Source organism: Phenylobacterium sp. (assembly GCF_037138395.1).
In the GTDB taxonomy this organism is placed as follows: domain Bacteria; phylum Pseudomonadota; class Alphaproteobacteria; order Caulobacterales; family Caulobacteraceae; genus Phenylobacterium.
Genome location: NZ_JBAXIM010000003.1, coordinates 1 through 18,580, shown reverse-complemented (window position 1 = coordinate 18,580; position 18,580 = coordinate 1). Strand labels below are relative to the sequence as shown.

The window sequence follows — 18,580 nt, the reverse complement described above, 5'->3', positions numbered from 1 at the left end:
GCTTTCGCTAAAGACCAACATCCTCCTTCCGAAAGGCGAGCGGGGACTCATTTGACCCGGGGGTATCCGCCCCGGGCGCATTCCAGGGAGAGACACATGACCACGGGCTTCGACGATATCTTTTCTATCCGGGGCAAGGTCGCCCTGGTCACCGGCGGCTCGCGCGGCATCGGCGAGATGATTGCTGCGGGCTTCCTGGCGGCGGGCGCCAAGGTCTACATCTCCTCGCGGAAGGCGGACGTCTGCGACGCCACCGCCGAGCGCCTTTCCAAGACCCACGGCGGGACCTGCATCTCCCTGCCGGCCGACCTCTCGCAGATGAGCGGCACCGAGTCCCTCGCCGCCCGCCTGGCGGAGAAGGAGGACAAGCTCGACATCCTGGTGAACAACGCCGGCGCCGCCTGGGGCGCGCCCATCGAGTCCTTCCCCGAGGTGGGCTGGGACAAGGTGATGGACACCAACGTCAAGGGCGTCTTCTTCCTGACCCAGAAGCTCCTGCCCCTGCTGCGCAAGGCGGCGGGCGAGGGGGCCCCGGCCCGGGTGATCAACATCGGGTCCATCGACGGCCTGAAGTCGGCGGCCTTCGACACCTTCTCCTACGGGGCTTCCAAAGCTGCTGTACACCACTTGACCCGCTTCCTGGCCTCGCACCTGACCAAGGAGCGGATCCTCTGCAACGCCATCGCCCCCGGCCCCTATCCGACCTGGATGCTGTCCACCGGGGTGGGCTTTGGCGGCGAGACCGAGAACGCGGACTGGGGCCGGGTCGGCCGGGGCAACCCGTCGGGCCGGGTCGGGACCCCCGAGGACATTGCGGGCCTGGCCATCTTCCTGTCCTCCCGGGCCGGAGAATTCGTGGTCGGCCAGGTCATCGCTAGCGACGGTGGGGCGGTGGGCACGTCGTGAGGCCAGCGCCGACGCGCGGCCGGCTGGAAGGCCGGCTCAGCGACCGATAAAGACCGGCTCGCGCTTATCCACGAAGGCGCGGGCCGCTTCCTTGTGATCGGTGGTCTGCCCGCAGTGGACGTGGTGGGTGGCCTCCAGGTCCAGGCAATCGTCCACCTCTCCGGACATGGCCCGGTTGAGGTTCTCCTTCATGTAGCGGTAGGCCACGGTGGGGCCGTTGGCCAGGCGCAGGGCGATCTCGCGGGTCTTGGCTGCCAGGTCTTCGGGCGCCGCGACCCAGTTGGCGAGGCCCAGGCGCAGGGCCTCCTCGGCGCTGACCCGCTCTGACAGGTAGTAGAGCTCGCGCGCCTTGGCCGAGCCCACCAGCTGGGTCAGGAAATAGGTGCCGCCATAGTCCCCCGAAAAGCCGACCCGGGCGAAGGCCGTCGTCAGGATGGCGCTCGAGGCCATGATGCGCATGTCGCAGGCCAGGGCCAGGGACAGGCCCGCCCCGGCCGCCGGGCCGGGCAGGGCGGCCAGGGTGGGCTTGGGCATCTTAAACAGCCGCCCGGCCGTGGCCCTCTGGTTCACCCTCTGGCGGTGAATGGCCCCATCGATGGAGTTGCCGCCGCCGCCCTGGTTGGACTCGTCCATGCCCTTGACGTCGCCGCCGGCGCAGAAGCCCTTGCCGGCTCCGGTCAGCACCACGACCTTGACCTCTGCGTCCAGCTCGGCCTTGGCCAGCTGGTCGGCCAGGGCCGCGGTCATGGCCCCGCTCATGGCGTTGCGGGCCTCGGGGCGGTTGAGGGTCAGGGTCAGGACGCCAGCGTCGAGGTCGGCGAGCAGGTCCTGGGTTCCGGTGTCGATGGCGGCCATTTGGGGCTCCTGAAAGGTCTTGGGAGTGGGAATCTGGGGATCAGGCGGCGACGCGGGCGCGAGCGCCCCGCAGCACACGGCCCGAGCGGCCACCGGCGTGCTCGCCGTCGCGGAAGGCGAGCTCGCCGTTGACGAAGGTGGCGTGGTAGCCGGTAGAGCCCTGGACATAGCGCGGCACCCCGCCGGGGAAGTCACGGACCACGCGGGGGTACTTCTCGCCGATGGCGGCCAGGTCGAGGACGTTGATGTCCGCCCGCATCCCGGGTGCCAGGACGCCGCGGTCCTTCAGCCCGATGACCCGGGCCGGGCCGGAGGTCAGCTTGCGCACGCCCTCCTCCAGGGTGAACAGGCCCTCGTCCCGCACCCAGTGCGAGAGGATGAAGCTGGTCACCCCGCAGTCCATGACCTGGGACACGTGGGCCCCGGCGTCGGACAGGCCTGGCATGACCTGGGGATGGGGCAGGAAGTCGCGGACTGCTTCTATGTTGGCGCTGAACATGCGCCAGGTGAAGAGGCCTCGGCCCCCGGACTCCAGGCTGAGGCGGAAGAAGGTCTCGCTCCAGTGCTCACCGGCGTTACGGGCCATGGCGCCCAGGCTGTTGGCCGCGGGCTCGAGATAGTTGGGCGTCTCCGATGCGCCCATCCAGTAGGCGCCCTCGACCCAGGGCAGTCGGCTCGGATCCACGGCCTTCGCCTCAGCGACGAGGGCGGCGCGGGTCTCCGTGTTGCGCAGCATAGCCAGCCGAGCCTCGAGGTCGCCAGCGCCCAGGGCCTCCCAGGCGGGACCGAAGAAGCCGCGCTGGGACCAGATGTTCTTGGCGGGGATCCGGCTCTGCAGGCCGAAGACGAAGCCGGTGCCCCTGGGCAGGGACAGGGCGGTGATGTCCAGGCCGCCCTCGCTCAGGCGTTCCAGGTACTCGGCGTTGCGGCGGCCGGAGTCGGGGCTTCCGCCAACGGTGTAGCTGAACAGGACCCGGGCCCGGCACTCGGCGGCCAGCCGCCGCAGCAGGGCGCCGCTGGCCATGTCCTTGCGGCCGAAGTCCACCACGTTCTGCATCAGGCCGTCCCGTGCGGCCACGGCGTGGCCGATGGCCACCACCTCGTCGTGGTCGGCGAAGGTGCCGGGGATGGAGCGGCCGTCGGGGCCCACATGGCCGGGGAAGCGGTTGGAAGAGAAGCCGACGGCGCCGTCGTCCATGGCCTGGCCAATGATTCGGGCCATCTCGGCCTTCTCCTCGGGGGTGGACTCGCCCTCTACCGAGCGCTCGCCCATGACGTACCAGCGCAGGGCCGAGTGCCCGACCATGCCGGCAACATTGATGGCGGGGTTCAGCTTGTCGAGGGCGTCGAGGTATTCGCCGTAACTCTCCCACTCCCAGGACAGGCCGCCGAGGATGGCCTCGCGGGGGATGTCCTCCACCGTCTCCATCATGGCGGCCAGAAGGGGCCGGTCGGCGGGCTTGCAGGGGGCGAAGGTGACGCCGCAGTTGCCGAGCAGGGCCGTGGTCACGCCGTGCCAGCTCACCGGGGTCAACAGGGGATCCCAGCCGATCTGGGCGTCGAGGTGGGTGTGGATGTCGACGAAGCCGGGGGTGACGACGAGGCCGTCGGCGTCGACCTCCTGGCGTCCCGGCCCGGCCTTGCCGCCAACCGAAACGATGCGGCCACCGTCGATGGCGACGTCGCCGGTGAAGGCGGCGGATCCGGTTCCGTCGACGACGGTTCCCCCGCGGATGACGATGTCGTGCGCCATGATCTGTCTCCTCCCGAACGGGCCCGGCGGTCCGGTCTATGCCGCTGATACCCTGTGCTCAGACTTTAGGCCCGGTGGCTGGCGCGTCAACGGACCTTGCTAGCCAGCACGGACTCCCAGACCTGCTTGACCCCCACCGTTCCGGGTGAGAGCTTACATACCGTACCGTCAAAACAGGCTTACGCTGGGGAAATCCCGGCGACAGGGAGGTGGGTCATGAGCGACACCGTTTCGACCGGCAGGGTTCTCACCCGGGAAGAGGCGCCCTTCGATCCCGATGCCCTGCGCGACCGCTATCGCGCCGAGCGCGACAAGCGCGTCCGGGCGGACGGGAATGAACAGTATCTCCAGATCGCCGGCCGGTTCGCCGACTTCGGCGACGATCCCTACATCGAGGCGCCCATCCAGCGCGCGCCCCTGACCGACGAGGTCGAGGTGGTGGTGATCGGCGGCGGCTTTGGCGGCCTCCTGGCCGGTGCCCGATTGCGCGAGGCCGGGGTGAAGTCCCTGCGCATGATCGAGGCCGCCGGTGACTTCGGCGGCACCTGGTACTGGAACCGCTATCCGGGCGCCGCCTGCGACATCGAGAGCCTGGTCTACCTGCCCCTGCTGGAGGAGACCGGCTTCATCCCCGAGATGCGGTACACCAAGGCGCCCGAGATCTACGCGCATTCCAAGCGGATCGCGCAGCACTACAACCTCTATGAGGACGTCTGTTTCCAGACCTCGGTCAAGGACCTGTCCTGGGACGAGGCGGCCCAGCGCTGGATCATCTCGACCAACCATGGCGACGCCATGCGGGCGCGGTTCGTGGTCATGGCCAACGGCCCCCTGAACAAGCCCAAGCTGCCCGGCATCCCCGGCATCGAGACCTTCAAGGGACATGCCTTCCACACCAGCCGCTGGGACTACGAGTATACTGGGGGCTCGGTCCTGGGCGGCCTCGACCGGATCGGTGACAAGCGGATCGGCATCATCGGCACCGGCGCCACCGCCGTGCAGTGCGTGCCCCACCTCGCCGAGGGCGCAGGTCAGCTCTACGTCTTCCAGCGCACCCCCTCGGCCGTGAACGTGCGCAATGACCAGCCTATCGACGCCGACTGGGTCCGCTCCCTGCCGCCCGGCTGGCAGAACCACCGGATGGACAATTTCAACCTCCTGGTCAGCGGCGGCTATGCCGAAGAGGACCTGGTCAACGACGGCTGGACCGAGGCCTTCCGGGAGCTGATCTTCATCGCCCGCAAGGAGGGCGCGGCGGGGCTGTCGCCTGAGAAGCTGGGCGAACTCATGGAGATCGCCGACTTCGCCACCATGGAGCGCATCCGCGCCCGGGCGGAGGCGGTGGTCAACGACCCGGCGACAGCCGAGGCCCTGAAGCCCTGGTACCGCCAGTTCTGCAAGCGCCCGTGCTTCCACGACGACTACCTGCAGGCCTTCAACCGGCCGGGCGTCAAGCTGGTGGATACTGATGGCAAGGGCGTGGAGCGGATCACCGAGACCGCAGTTGTGGTGAACGGTGTCGAACATGAGATCGACTGCCTGATCTTCTCCACGGGCTTCGAGGTGGGCACCAGCTTCAGCCGGCGCTATGGCTACGATATCCACGGACGTGAGGGCCAGCCCCTCAGCCAGGCCTGGGCGAAGGGCGTGCGCAGCCTGCATGGCATGATGGTGCGGAACTTCCCGAACCTGTTCTTCCTGGGGTCCACCCAGGGCGGCTTTACGGCCAACTATCCGCACAACCTGCGTGAGCAGGCGGCACATGCGGCCTACATCATCGACCAGGTGAAGGCCCGGCAGGGCCAGGCCGCGGAACCCTCCGAGGCGGCCGAGGCCGACTGGGTGGCGACCATTATCAACAAGGCCCGCAACAACCAGGCCTATCTCGAGGCCTGCACCCCCGGCTACTACAACAACGAGGGCAAGCCCTACCTGGCCAACGCCCAGAACACCAACTACGGCGGCGGACCCATCGAGTACTTCCGCCACCTTGCGGACTGGCGGGCCTCGGGCGACCTGCCCGGCCTCGAGGTCACCTGAGGCGCCCATGGACCAGCTTTCCCTCGAGATCCGGGACGGGATCGCCGTCATCACCTTCAGCAACCCGCCGCTGCAGGTGATGACGCCCGCCACCCTGAACGAACTCAACCGGATGCTGCCGGACCTGAGGTCCGACGACGTCCGCGCCATCGTCTTCACCGGGTCGGACTCGACCTACTTCATCCGCCACTTCTCGGTGGAGGAGCTGGACGAGAACGCCCGGGGCGGCGGGGGCGGCTGGGACCGGCCCATGGTCGAAATCCTTTATGAGCTTGAGCACCTGCCCAAGCCCTTCATCTGCGCCCTCAACGGCTCGGCGGCGGGGGGCGGGCTGGAGTTCGCCCTGGCCGCGGACATCCGGGTGGCCAAGGATGGTCCCTTCCGCTTCGGCCTGCCGGAGGTGTCGGTGGGCATCCTGCCCGGCGGCGGCGGTACCCAGAGGCTGACGGCCATCGTCGGCCGGGGCCGGGCCCTGGAAATGATGCTGAGGCCCCGCCTGGTCTCGGCCCAGGAGATGCTGCAACTTGGCGTCTTCCAGGAGGTGGTCCCGGCGGACAGTGCCGAGACCGCCCTGGACCGGGCCCTTGGCATCGCCCGGGAGATCGCCGGCCGCCCGGCCCGGGCCGTGGCCCACATCAAGCGGCTGGTGCGCGAGGCGGTCTCGCCCGTCACCCTGGACATGCTCAAGCTGGAGGGCCGGCTCTTCGCCGACCTGATGACCCAGCCCGAGACCCAGGCCCTCCTCAAGGGCGTGGCCAACCAGCATCGGGCCGAACGCGGCGGCTGAATTTCAAAAGGCCCCGGACGCACCGGGTCTGCAGGGAGGAATACGATGAAGGACTTCAGCGGCAAGATCGCGGTGGTGACCGGCGGCGGCAGCGGTATCGGCCGGGCCCTGGTGCAGGCCCTGACCGCCGAGGGCTGCAGCGTGGCCATGTGCGACATCCGCGAGGCCGACATGCTGGAGACGGTCCGCATCGCCGAGAAGACCGCCGTCCAGGGGGTCAGGATCACCACCTTCGTGGCCGATGTGGCCCAGGAGAAGGAAACCCTGGCCTTCCGCGATCACACCGGCGAGCAGCACGAGACCGACCACGTGCACCTGCTGTTCAACAACGCCGGCATCGGCGGGGGCGGCAGCTTCATCAATACCCCCCGGGACCAGTGGGAGCGAACCTTCGCGGTGTGCTGGTACGGGGTCTACTACAACGCCCGGGCCTTCCTGCCGATGCTGCTGAAGGCCCCCGAGGCGCACATGATCAACGTCTCGTCGGTCAATGGCTTCTGGGCCTCACTCGGCCCGCAGACGGCGCATACGGCCTATTCCGCCGCCAAGTTCGCCGTGAAGGGCTTCACCGAGGCCCTCATCAACGACTTCCGCAACAATGCCCCACACGTAAAGGCCAGCGTGGTCATGCCCGGCCATATCGGCACCAATATCGCCATCAACTCCATGTCCGAGTTCGCGCCGCCTGAGGGCGCGACCGCCGAGGCCAGGGCCATGGGCGAGGCCTTCCGGGACAATGGTCTGCCGCCCCCAGAGGCGGCGAAAATCATCCTGGACGGGGTCCGGGAGGAGCGCTGGCGGATCCTGGTCGGTCCCGACGCGGTCGCCCTCGACAGGGCGGTCCGTGCCCATCCGGAAGCGGCCTATGAGCACGGCATGGCGGATCTCGTCGCCCAGGCCCGCGCCGCAGGCTAGGCGCGTCCCCGGTTGACGCCGCGGGGATTCCATGAAAGTTTGAGTGATCGGTATCTCATGTGAGATAGGCTTCGCTTGGGTTCGTGGTTCCTTTTCAGGGTCCGCGCTGCAATCTGAGCAAGTCGGGTAGAGCAAGTCTGGAGAGTTAAGTCATGAGCCATGATCTGGTGATCCGGGGCGGTTCCGTTGTGGACGGCACGGGTGCGGCGGCGCGGACGGCGGACATCGCCATCGACGGGGGCCTGATCACGGCCATCGGCAAGATTGAGGCACGTGGCCGGCGCGAGATTGACGCTGACGGCCTGCTGGTCACCCCGGGCTTCGTCGACCTCCATACCCACCTCGATGCCCAGATCGGATGGGATCCGGACCTGACGCCGGTCAGCTGGCACGGCGTGACCACCGCGCTTCTCGGCAACTGCGGCCTGACCTTCGCCCCCTGCAAGCCCGCGGACCGGCCCCTGCTGGCGGCGATGATGGAGACGGTGGAGGACATCCCCCGCGAGGCCATCCTGTCGGGCCTGCCCTGGACCTGGGAGGACTATGGCGGCTATCTCGACGCCCTGGACGGCATCCGTCCCGGCATCAACGTCGCGGGCCTGATCGGACATTGCGCTGTCCGATACTCGGTCATGGGTGACCGGTCGTTCGCGGAACAGGCAACGCCCGAGGAACTGGACCAGATGTGCGCCATCGTGGCCGAGGCCATGGACCGCGGCGCCATTGGCTTCTCCACCAACCGTTACGAGCCCCACAAGGCGCCCGACGGCCGGTCCATCCCCGGTACCTTCGCAGATGTCTCCGAGCTGGTCGCCATCGCCCGGACGGTCGGCGCCCGGGGCGGACTGATGCAGTTGGTGGGCGCTTCGCCCGAGGTCCTGCAGGCCATGGGCGATACGGATGCCCGGGTCCTGTTCAGCTGGGGCGTCGGTGCCCAGAAGGGTTCGGGACGCGGCAGCTCCGACTTCCTCGACAAGATGATCGGCGAACGGGACATGACCGCCATCGTCCAGGTTCGCGGTACTGGCTTCATGTTCGGCCTGCAGTCCCAGCTGCCTTTCCGCGGCGAGACCTGGAGCCAAATCCGCAAGCTGGACCTGGCCGGACGCCTCGAGGCCATCCGCGATCCGGCGACCCGCGAAGCTCTCACCGCTGAGGGTCGCAGGACCGACGACTGGAAGGAGCTCTCGACGATCTATGACCTCGGATCCGGTGACAGCCCCGACCACGGTCAGGATGTCGACCAGAACCTCCGTCGGACCATGGAGGCAACGGGCAAGAGCTTTGTCGAGATCTTCCTCGACCGGGCCCTGGAGACCGAAGGCAAGGCCCTCTTCAACCTTCGCATGTTCTGCCAAAACCTGGACGAACTGGGCGACATGATCTCCAACCGCAACGTCCTGCCCAGCCTGGGGGACGCCGGTGCCCACGTCTCGCAGATCATGGACGCCGACTGGTCGACCTTCGTCATGTCCTACTGGGTACGTGACCGGGGCGTGTATTCGGTCGAGGAGGGGGTCCGCCGGATCACCTCAGCGCCGGCCCGGGTGCTTGGCCTGTCGGATCGGGGCGTCCTGGCCGCCGGCAAGCGGGCGGACATCAACGTCATCGACCTGGCGCAACTGAGCAGCCTCCAGCCGCAGATCGTCAACGACTTCCCGGGCGGTGCCCCCCGCTACATCCAGCGCGCCCGCGGCTACCGGGCCACCGTCGTGAACGGCTGCGTCAACATCGAGAACGATCTGCATACGGGCGACCGCGCCGGTGAGGTCCTGCGCCGGGTGCACTGAGGCCTAGGTCTTCCAACCCAGCTTCACCATTACTCCTCTTGAAGCTGAACCTGCGCCGGAGCGGATCCCCGCTCCGGCGCATTTTTTTGGGTCTTCGGGGACAGCACCGGTCCAGAACGCCAATAAACATTTGCATTAACGCGGGACGTTTTCCTAGACTGGACTTCCCTCGAACCCTTGGGCGCAGTCGTGATCCATCCCCGTCGCAGCCTGGTTCCGGCCCAGGTCTTGGCCGCAACGGCGGCCAGCCTCATTGTCCTCACCGCTGCAGGGGCCTCCGCAGCCGAGGATCCCCAGGTACAGAAGCTCAGAGAGCAGCTTGAGCGCCAGCAGGCGGTCATCGAAAGTCAGGAAGCCCGGCTGCAGCAGCAGGAGCGCCTGCTCCGCGATCTGGCGGCTCGGATCGGGCCGCCTGCACCTGCGACCGCAGCGGTCGTCACCGCCCCGGTGGCGGGCGCGGCCCTGGCTTCAGGCACCGCGGTGGCGAAGGCGGAGGCGGAGGCTATAGACCAGCTGGCCCTGATGGAAGCGAAGGGTGGCCCTAATGGCGGCAACGACCCCGAGCCGGCGCGCCCGGGGCCGGTCGGGACCCGCTTCGCCGGCCTCGACGTGACCCTGGCGGGTGCGCTTCGAACGACGGTCACCACCACCACCGCCCGGATGCAGCCCGACGCCACACCCTTCTTCGTTCTTCCGAAGATCCCGGGGGTTCCGGATGGAACGACCAAGATTGACGCGCGACTGTCGTCCCTGCTCATCAGCATCAAGGGTGCCCAGCAGGGGGATTTCCAGCTTGGGGGCATGATTTACGCCTACCTGTTCGATGGCGACCTCCTGTCCGGAAAGTACGGTCTGTATCCCGGCTTCGCCTACATCGACGCGACCAGCGACAAGTGGCGGTTTGCCGCCGGCCTTCAGCAGGACGTGTTCAGCCCGATGATGCCGACCATGGTCGACCGCATGTCGGCCTTCGCCGGCTCCGGCAATGCGGGCAACTCCTTCAAGCCGCAACTCCGGGTGGAGCGGTTCTTCGTCAAGGGGACCGACCGGCTTGTGATCCAGGGCGCCATCGCCGACGCCCTGCCCAGCAATATCAAGCCCGGCTTCGTCGACTCGACGGAGAACACGGGTGTTCCCAACCTCGAAGGCAGGATCGCCTGGACCCGTGGAAACGACCGCGAGGCCACCCTGCCCTGGCCCAAGTATGTGCTGGGCCTGTCCGGAGCCAACGGCCGATTCCGGACCCTCTATGACCGGAACCCTGACCCCAATGTCACCGACATCGGTTCCTACACCACCACCCTGAGCGGCGTCGCCGTCGAGGGTTCCTGGAGGCTCACCGACAGGTTTGGCGTCCAGGGCGAAGTCTACAGCGGGAAGGCGCTCGGGGCCTATCTCGCCACCGCCTTCCAGACCGTGAACGCCACCGAGCGCGCGCCGATCTCCAGTGATGGCTACTGGGGTGAGGCGGCCTATTACTGGACGCCCAAGCTGCATTCCCACCTGGGCTACGGCATCGACCGACCGGACAAGGGCGATGGACCTGGCATCGGCGCCAACGAGACTGCCTTCGCAAATCTCTTCTGGGACCCCAGCCCGATGACGACCCTCGGGTTTGAGGCGACCTGGCGCCAGACCGCCCTGCTCGCCGGCTTCGACCCCCTGGGCCGCCCCATCTATGTCGACAACGACGGCTTCGCCTTCATGCTGTCGTCAGAACTACGCTTCTAACTCCCTCCGCCCCAGCCGCGGGCAGGTCACAATCGAGAACGGAGACTGCAAATGAGAGTCGCGTCCACCGCAGGGTTCATCGCCAGCCTCCTGCTCAGCACCGCGGCCATAGCGGCACCGGCCACCGTCTACAGCGGCGGCGACATCCTCACCATGAAGGGGCCGACCCCTGAGTTTGTCGAAGCCCTGGTCGAGAAGGACGGCAAGATCCTCTATGTCGGCCAGAAATCAGGTGCCCTGCGCGCTGCTGGAAGGGATGCCCGCCAGGTCAACCTCGCAGGGGCCACCCTGATGCCGGGGTTCATCGACGCCCACGGCCACCTGATCTACGCCACCCACACCATGCTCGATGCCGATCTTGCCGGTGTGGCGAACATTCCCGAACTGCTGGCCCGCCTGAAGGCGCACGCCGCGGAGACGCCTGAGGGCGAAAGGATCGTCGGGATGGGTTACCGGGCCGAGCAAATGGCCGAGAAGCGGCACCCGACGCGGGCCGAGCTGGATACGGTGAGCGCCACCCGGCCAATCACGATCTCCGACGGGTCCGGCCATCATGGTGTCTTCAACACCGCCCTGATGAAGGAATTGAAGCTGGGCGCCGACACCCCCGACCCGGATGGCGGCTTTTTCGACCGCCTCCCAGGAGGGCGCGAGCTCGAAGGCCATGCCGCCGAGACAGCGTGGATGGCGATCCTTGCGACCCGCAAGCCCCTGACAGATGCCCAGACCCGCAAGGGGGTCCAGCGGGCCTCTCAGCTCTGGGTCGAGAACGGGATGACCACGGCGAGCGAACTGGGGCTCGGGTTGAGCGGTGATGACATTCCGATCGTCACGACGATCATCAACGAGAAGCTCCTGCCCATCGACCTTGTCATGTTCGCAAAGGCCTCAGCCTCCGAGCGGATCATCGACTCCGCCTACCAGATCCAGAAGAGCCGCACGAACCCCAACGGAGATACGAGCGCCGACCTCCTGACCGCCCGCCCGGATCTCGACAAGCGCTACATCAACCGGGTTCGTCTGGCAGGCATCAAGTTCTGGATGGACGGCAGCGTCGACACAGCCTTCCTGTCCCGCCCCTTCGCCAAGAACCCGCCGGGCGTCACCGCTGCGGACTACCGCGGCATGCGGGTCGATCCCCAGGATCAACTGGTCGCCGCCCTCGACAGATACTGGAAGACCAACCGCCAGATCGCCGCCCACGCCATCGGTGACGAGGCGATTGAGCAGTTACTGGTCGCCGCCGAGGCGACAGCCCGGGAAAAGGGCCTGGGTGATGACCGGCCGATCGTCCAGCATGCGCAGTTCCTGCGCCCCGACCAACTGAAGCGGGTCAAGGCCCTCAACGGGACGGTCAGCTTCACCGCGGCCGGTATCTACCCCATGGGAGACTACATCCGGGATCTGATCGGTCCGGATCGGCTGGCCTGGGTCGGGCCTGCCAACTCCGCCGAGCGTTTGGGAGTCAACTGGACGATCAACACCGACTGGCCCGCCGGCGTGAGCCCCAGCCTCATCTATGCCGCCTGGAACGTCGTCAACCGCCAGACCCGTTCAGGCGATATCCTCGTCGCGGACGAGAGGGTGACCCCCTACGCTGCCATGCGGGCCATCACCATCAATGGCGCCTACCAGTACCGGGAGGAGAAGACGAAGGGCACGCTCGAGGCCGGAAAACTCGCTGACCTCGTGATCCTCAGTGCCAACCCTGTGAAGGTGGCCCCGATGGCCATCAAGGACATCACGGTCATGCAGACCCTCAAGGAGGGCAAGGTCGTCTATACCCGTCCGGCTGCCGGACCCGCGAAGACCGCCCAGCTCCCCACAGCCTTCAGTGGGGATGACGCTCATCCCCATGCCTCGGTTGGGCCTATGCTGACGGAGCAGGACCGTCGGACACTCGCTGCGCTTGTCGAGGCGAACGGCAGGGACTGAGGCATCGGGGTGCCTCGCCATTAACCCTGGGGCGGGGCACTGACCCCGGCGGCCGGGCCCGCCTTTGGGCCGGGTCGATCGAAGTACAGGGCCAGGTAGGCGAAGAGCATGCGCTGGGTTTCCTCGACGATCCGCTCTTCCTGGCGGCCATAGTCCAGCAGCCACATGTCGAGCAGGGAGGCGTGCGCCTCAATGGCGCACTGGGCGACGATCATTGCTGTGTCCGGGTCCAGCCCTGCAATCTCGGAAAGGGCTTCGGATATGATCCGGGCGTTTGACTGCCTGAAGCGCCGCAGGAGGCCCGCCAGGCTCGGCGTGGCGCTCATGGCGAGGGACAGTGCGGCCATGCCGGGGTTCTGGCGGCGGATATCCACCAGGTTGCGGAACCCCTCTTCGAGGGCATCCCTCCAGGGTACGCCCCGGTGCATGGCCTCGACGATGTCCCGGGACGTCGCTTCGCGTTCGGCATTGAGCCGCTCGAACATTGCCACCAGGATTTCCTGCTTGTCGCTGAAATAGCGATAGAGGGTGGCGACGTTGATCCTGGCTTCCTCGGCGATTTTCACAGTGGTGAAGGCCTTGAATCCCTCCCGGACCAGAACCTTTTCCGCAGTGACCAGAATGCGCTCGTAGGTCTCCTGGCCCCGGGCCTGCTGGGGGGTCCGACGCGTGCTGTAGGAGGTCCTCCCTGCCGGAAGTGGACGGGGGTTCATCCGTTCGCTCCTGTCCACGTCCCTGACTGAAGCGCTGACAGGGCTTCAGTCACAGAGCACGCCGCGCACCATGGCGTCGGCGAACAGGCGGGCGCTGACTTCGGGGGCCTCGCCGGGCTGCCACCACACCAGTTCGGAGGCGGCGTTGATCCCTGCGGTCAGGATCTGGGCTGTAATGCTGGTGTCCAGGGGCCGGACCGAACCGTCGGCTATGCCGTCGCAAAGCATGGAGCCCAGGCGGATCGAGATCTGCCGCAGCCGGAACATCAGGTCGGCCCGGATTTCCTCCGGAACCGTTGTCAGGGCGCTGGTCCGCAGCAGGGGGGCGGGCCCCACCTGGAGTTCGAGTACGGCTTGCAGCAGGGAATGGATCACTTCCAACCCGTTTCCACCGCTGGCTTCCGCGGCGTCGATGGCCCGCCAGAGCACGTCGAAGGTGCGCTGGAAGCAGGCGACCACCAGGTCATCCTTGGTGGCGTTGTAGTGGTAGAAGGCGCCCTTGGTGACGTTGAGCTTCGACGAGATCCGGTCGACCGAGGCGCCGTGGTAGCCCTCGTCATTGATCAACTGGGTGGCGGCGCGGAGGAAATGCTCGGCCGAGCCCTCGTCGATCTCTTCCCCCACCAGTTGCAGGTCTAGGCGCCGCGGTCCCAGCAGCTTGCCGGCCCCGGGTATCCCATCCAGCAGGATGGAGGTGATCCGCACGGCGATGCGCGGATAGTCGTCGACCCGCCAGGTGTAGATCCAGGCATTGACGAAGGTCAGGGCGCTGAGGAGAAAGTGGGTGCGGCCATTGAGGTCGGACCGGCTGCGGTTGTCCCTGCGGTCCAGGAGCGACCGGACCGTCCGGAACAGTTCGATATAGGCCTGGTTTACGCTCTCGCAGTTCAGGGCCCTGACATCGTTCAAGACGGTCAGGGGCTCGCCCTCGCCCAGTTCGATATGCTGATGGAGGCTGATGAACAGGTGAATAAAGGCCTCGACACGCTCCCGTTCGGTGTCGTGTGCCCGGGCCGCCTCGGCCAGGGCCTGGAGCCTGGCTATGCTGCGCTCGAAGGCCGCTACCGCCAGTTCCTCCTTGTTGCGGAAATAGTAGATGACCCCGGTGGGCACGAGGTTCAGGCGGGCGGCGACATCGCCCAGGGTCATGCCCCGCACGCCATGGCGGTTCATCTCGCGGACTGCCGAGGCGATGATGGCCTCGCGCCGGGCCATGTAGCGCCGGCTGGGGGTCCGGGTAACGGCGACGGCGGGGGGCGCCTCGACGGCGGGATCTTCGGTGGTCATCGGGTGGCTCCGCGCCAGGTGCCGGATCGGCGTCGGCAGGCTGTGTCTTGGGGATAGAGCGGCTTGTGAGGCCGGTCAATCAGGGCCAATCTCAGGGTCTGGAGGCGCACAGACGCCACGGGGGGAAACCATGCTTCTGCAAGGACTGAAGGTCGTCGAGCTGGCCACCTGGATCGCCGCGCCGGGCTGCGCCGCCATCATGGCCGACTGGGGCGCCGATGTGATCAAGGTGGAGTCCCTGGGAGGAGACGCCACCCGCACCTTCTTCCCGGAGAGCCCCGAGACCCCCGGCAATCCCATCTTCACCATGGAGAACCGAGGCAAGCGCGGCGTGGCCCTCGACATCGCCTCGCCCGAGGGCCGGGAGGCCCTGCTCGCCATACTGAGGGACGCCGACGTCTTCATCACCAACGTGCGACCCGGCGCCCTGAAGCGCGCGCGCCTGGACTATGACGCCCTGCACGCCGCCTTCCCCCGGCTGATCTACGCCAGCGTCTCGGGGGTGGGACTGGAGGGGCCGGACGTCGACCTGCCGGCCTTCGACATCACCGTCTTCTGGACCAAGAGTGGGGTCGGCCGCTCGCACATCCCCCCGGACCAGGAGCCCTTCGCCTGCCGGCCGGGTTTTGGCGACCACACCACCGCCCTGGCCACCCTGTCCTCGGTCCTGGCGGCCCTGCATGAGCGCCACGCGACGGGCCGCGGACGGCTGGTGGAGTGCTCCCTCCTGCGCACGGCCTCCTACGCCCTGGGCTGGGACATGGCCACCCAGCTGCGCTTCGGCGAGGCGCCCACCACCCAGCCCCGGAACCTGCGCCCCCATCCGATCTCGGGAATCTATTTCCGCACCCTGGATGACCGCTGGATCACCTTCGTGCTCAAGGGCCCGACCTGTTACCCGACCCTGATGAGGGTGCTGGGCCATCCGGAGATCATCGGCGATCCCCGTTACGCCCTGCCGACCCCCGACCTCGACATCGTCCGCGAGATCCGCGCCCGGGCGGAGGCGGCTTTTTTGCGCATGACCCTGGCCGAGGCGGCGGTGATCCTGACCGAGGCGGACCTGGCCTGGGCACCCCTGCAGAGCCTGTCGGAGGTGGTGGGGAGCGAGCAGTACCTGGCCACCGGCTGCGCGGTGGAGGTGTCAGATGGCTGGGGCGGGCGGATGGCCTCGCCGGCGGCACCGGGCCGCTTCCCCGAGGGCGCGCCGGAGGTCACCCGTGGGGCGCCGAAGCTGGGCGAACACACCCGGGAGGTCCTGGCCGAGGCCGGAGTTGCAGAAGAGGTGATCCAAAAAGTCATGGCCCGGCTCGGGTGAGCACGGGCCACGACAGGCGCTGAGGCGTCAGCCCCCACCCGAAGGCGGGGGCGCGCTGTATCAGTTGTAGACTTCGAACAGGCCGGCGCCGCCCTGGCCGCCGCCGATGCACATGGTCACCACAGCCCACTTGGCCTTGCGGCGTCGGCCTTCCTGCAGGACATGGCCCGTGAGGCGGGCGCCGGTCATGCCGAAGGGGTGGCCGATGGCGATGGAGCCGCCGTTCACGTTGTACTTTTCGGGATCAATGCCGAGGTTGTCGCGGCAGTAGAGGCACTGGCTGGCGAAGGCCTCGTTCAGTTCCCACAGGTCGATATCGTCGACCGTCAGGCCGTTCCGCTTCAGCAGCTTCGGAATGGCGAAGACCGGACCGATGCCCATTTCGTCGGGCTCGCAGCCGGCGACGGCCCAGGAGACGAAGCGGCCGAGGGGTTGAAGGCCCCGGCGCTCGGCTTCCTTGCCTTCCATCAGCACGACCGCGGCGGCGCCGTCGGACAGCTGGGAGGCGTTGCCGGCGGTGATGAAGTTACCCTCGCCCATGACGGGCTGGAGCTTGGCGAGGCCCTCCAGGGTGGTCTCGGGGCGGTTGCACTCGTCACGGTTCACCACGTAGTCGACGATGGTCTCTTCCTTCGTCTCCTTGTTGACCTGCTTCATCTTGGTCTTCATCGGGACGATTTCGTCGGCGAACAGGTTGGCCTGCTGGGCGGCGGCCATCCGGACCTGAGAGCGCAGGGAGAACTCGTCCTGGGCCTCACGGCTGACATTGTAGCGCTTGGCCACGATGTCGGCGGTGTCGATCATGGCCATGAAGATGGCCGGGGCGATCTTGGCCAGTTCAGGGTCCATGGACTCGGCGGGCAGGCGTCCGCCGCCGACCGAGATGCTCTCCACCCCGCCGGCCACGACGCAGTCGGCGCCGTCGCCACGGATGTGGTTGGCGGCCATGGCGATGGTCTGCAGGCCCGACGAGCAGAAGCGGTTGACGGACACGCCCGCCGTGGTCACCGGCATGCCGGCGAGTAGGGCGGCCTGACGGCCAATGTTGGGCGAGAGGTGGGCGTTGTTGCCGAGGAAGCAGTCCTCAACGAAGTCTTTTTCGACGCCCGACTTTTCCACCGCGTGCTTGATCGCGTGGGCCGCCATGGACATTGGCGGCGTCATGTTGAACCCGCCTCGGCCGGACTTGGCCAGACCTGTGCGGGCATAGGAAACGATTACGGCTTCACGCATGAAAAGGACCTCCCTTTAGTTTCATCGGTTATGGCCGCGCAGGTCGGCCTTGGCAATGTGAATCCCCCCAGCGGAAACCCCTTCCGCCGGGGCCTTCCGGTTCAGGGCCGGACGAGGAATTTCTCACCGGTCGCCTTGCGGTTGCAGGCCTGGACGGCTGCAGGGGTGAGCAGGTCGGTGAGCGAGACCTCAGTGGTGTAGCCCGAGGCGAAGGTGGTCTTCAGGCCGGCCACCACGCGCGCGCGCAGGCTGTCTGCGGCCTCCTTCCCGACCCGCATCAGGAAGGGGGTCAGGAGCCAGCCGCCCAGGCCCCAGGACATGCCGAAGCCCCGGTTGAATTCGGTCGGCCCGGTATCCAGGCCGCCATAGATGTAGACCTGCTTATGGGTGGTTGAGCCATAGCGCGAAAAGCTGGCCGGGTTGCGGGCATTGGCGGCGATTTCCATGCCGGTGAGGATCTGGCCAGCCAGCTTGCCACCGCCGGTCGCGTCGAAGCCCAGGGTGGAGCCCGTTTCGGTAAGGGCGGCCACCAGGCTCTCCATGAAGTCGGGCTGGGAAGAGTCGCAGACCAACTTCGCCCCCTGGTCCTTCAGGATCTTCGCCTGGGCGGGGCTGCGTACGATGTTCACCAGGGGTACGCCGTCCTCCAGGCAGATGCGGTTCAGCATCTGACCCAGGTTCGAGGCCGCAGCGGTGTGGACCAGGCCGGAATGGCCTTCCAGCTTCATGGTCTCGACCATGCCCAGGGCGGTGAGGGGGTTCACGAAGCAGGAAGCGCCGTCCCGCGGGTCGGTGCCCTCGGGCAGGAGCAGGGCGTCGGCGGCGCGCACGCAGCGATACTCGGCGTACATCTCACCGCCCAGGATGGCGACGGTGCGGCCCAGCATGGCCTGGGCCTCGGGAGAGGCTCCGGCGGCCACGACCTCGCCTGCGCCCTCGTTGCCGGCGGGCAGGGCAGCGCCAGCCCGGGCGGCCACGGCCCGGCGCAGGGCCGGCGGGATCGGCGCCGTCAGGACGGCCGACTCGCCCGACCCCGACACGCTGGCCTGGTCGAGGTCAGCGGGTCCGACCAGCAGGCCGAGGTCAGAGGGATTGATGGGCGTTGCCCGCACCCGGACCAGGATCTCGCCGTCCCCGGGCTTCGGCGTCGGAACCCGCGCCAGGGAGAGCCGGAGCTCGGTGGCGTCGGCGGTGACTTCGGAGCGCAGCTGGAGGAAGGTGTCGGGAACGGACGCGGTCATGTGTTGGCCTCTCGGGAAACGGTGAGGAGTAACGCTCATTTGAGCGGGGGGTATGTCAACCCAGGATCTATAGGGG

14 protein-coding genes are annotated in these 18,580 nt (G+C 67.5%); 8 read left to right on the top strand and 6 right to left on the bottom strand.

The features are described from left to right. The first annotated feature begins 96 nt into the window (after window positions 1–96). The gene (locus WCJ52_RS00465; RefSeq protein WP_336901318.1) at window positions 97–906 is read left to right on the top strand and encodes an SDR family oxidoreductase; all 810 of its coding nucleotides are present in this window, start codon (window positions 97–99) and stop codon (window positions 904–906) included. Window positions 907–942: 36 nt separating this feature from the next. On the opposite strand, the gene WCJ52_RS00460 is transcribed toward WCJ52_RS00465, so the two are convergent. Further along, window positions 943–1,761 carry an enoyl-CoA hydratase gene (locus WCJ52_RS00460; RefSeq protein WP_336901317.1) on the bottom strand — a complete coding sequence of 273 codons (819 nt, stop codon included), beginning with the start codon at window positions 1,759–1,761 and terminating at the stop codon, window positions 943–945. A gap of 40 nt (window positions 1,762–1,801) precedes the next feature. After that, a complete protein-coding gene (locus WCJ52_RS00455) occupies window positions 1,802–3,514 on the bottom strand; it encodes an amidohydrolase family protein (protein ID WP_336901316.1) in 1,713 nt (570 codons plus the stop codon). A gap of 216 nt (window positions 3,515–3,730) precedes the next feature. On the opposite strand from WCJ52_RS00455, the gene WCJ52_RS00450 reads away from it, so the two are divergent. The 6 genes from WCJ52_RS00450 (at window position 3,731) to WCJ52_RS00425 (ending at window position 12,712) form a co-directional block, all read left to right on the top strand. After that, window positions 3,731–5,554 (top strand): NAD(P)/FAD-dependent oxidoreductase, encoded by a 1,824-nt coding sequence (locus tag WCJ52_RS00450; protein ID WP_336901315.1) that lies wholly within the window; start codon window positions 3,731–3,733, stop codon window positions 5,552–5,554. Between the two features lie 7 nt (window positions 5,555–5,561). Beyond that, window positions 5,562–6,341, top strand: a complete 780-nt coding sequence (locus WCJ52_RS00445) for an enoyl-CoA hydratase/isomerase family protein (RefSeq protein ID WP_336901314.1) — start codon at window positions 5,562–5,564, stop codon at window positions 6,339–6,341. Between the two features lie 45 nt (window positions 6,342–6,386). Beyond that, on the top strand, window positions 6,387–7,256 hold the full coding sequence (locus WCJ52_RS00440) for an SDR family oxidoreductase (RefSeq protein WP_336901313.1): 870 nt from the start codon (window positions 6,387–6,389) through the stop codon (window positions 7,254–7,256). 152 nt (window positions 7,257–7,408) lie between these two features. After that, entirely contained in the window at window positions 7,409–9,046 is a 1,638-nt protein-coding gene (locus WCJ52_RS00435; protein WP_336901312.1) for an amidohydrolase family protein, read from the top strand. A gap of 189 nt (window positions 9,047–9,235) precedes the next feature. Then, on the top strand, window positions 9,236–10,777 hold the full coding sequence (locus tag WCJ52_RS00430; protein ID WP_336901311.1) for a hypothetical protein: 1,542 nt from the start codon (window positions 9,236–9,238) through the stop codon (window positions 10,775–10,777). A 51-nt stretch (window positions 10,778–10,828) separates the two neighbouring features. Next, a complete protein-coding gene (locus tag WCJ52_RS00425; RefSeq protein WP_336901310.1) occupies window positions 10,829–12,712 on the top strand; it encodes an amidohydrolase in 1,884 nt (627 codons plus the stop codon). A gap of 20 nt (window positions 12,713–12,732) precedes the next feature. Here WCJ52_RS00425 and WCJ52_RS00420 read toward each other — a convergent pair whose 3' ends face one another. Next, window positions 12,733–13,425 carry a TetR/AcrR family transcriptional regulator gene (locus WCJ52_RS00420; RefSeq protein ID WP_336901309.1) on the bottom strand — a complete coding sequence of 231 codons (693 nt, stop codon included), beginning with the start codon at window positions 13,423–13,425 and terminating at the stop codon, window positions 12,733–12,735. A 45-nt stretch (window positions 13,426–13,470) separates the two neighbouring features. Beyond that, window positions 13,471–14,712, bottom strand: a complete 1,242-nt coding sequence (locus tag WCJ52_RS00415; RefSeq protein ID WP_336901308.1) for a TetR/AcrR family transcriptional regulator — start codon at window positions 14,710–14,712, stop codon at window positions 13,471–13,473. A 130-nt stretch (window positions 14,713–14,842) separates the two neighbouring features. Between WCJ52_RS00415 and WCJ52_RS00410 the strand changes: the two genes are divergently transcribed. Then, window positions 14,843–16,030 carry a CaiB/BaiF CoA-transferase family protein gene (locus tag WCJ52_RS00410; RefSeq protein WP_336901307.1) on the top strand — a complete coding sequence of 396 codons (1,188 nt, stop codon included), beginning with the start codon at window positions 14,843–14,845 and terminating at the stop codon, window positions 16,028–16,030. Between the two features lie 60 nt (window positions 16,031–16,090). On the opposite strand, the gene WCJ52_RS00405 is transcribed toward WCJ52_RS00410, so the two are convergent. Beyond that, entirely contained in the window at window positions 16,091–17,263 is a 1,173-nt protein-coding gene (locus WCJ52_RS00405) for an acetyl-CoA C-acyltransferase (RefSeq protein ID WP_336901306.1), read from the bottom strand. A 101-nt stretch (window positions 17,264–17,364) separates the two neighbouring features. Further along, window positions 17,365–18,504 carry a zinc-binding dehydrogenase gene (locus WCJ52_RS00400; RefSeq protein WP_336901305.1) on the bottom strand — a complete coding sequence of 380 codons (1,140 nt, stop codon included), beginning with the start codon at window positions 18,502–18,504 and terminating at the stop codon, window positions 17,365–17,367. Between the last annotated feature and the right edge of the window lie 76 nt (window positions 18,505–18,580).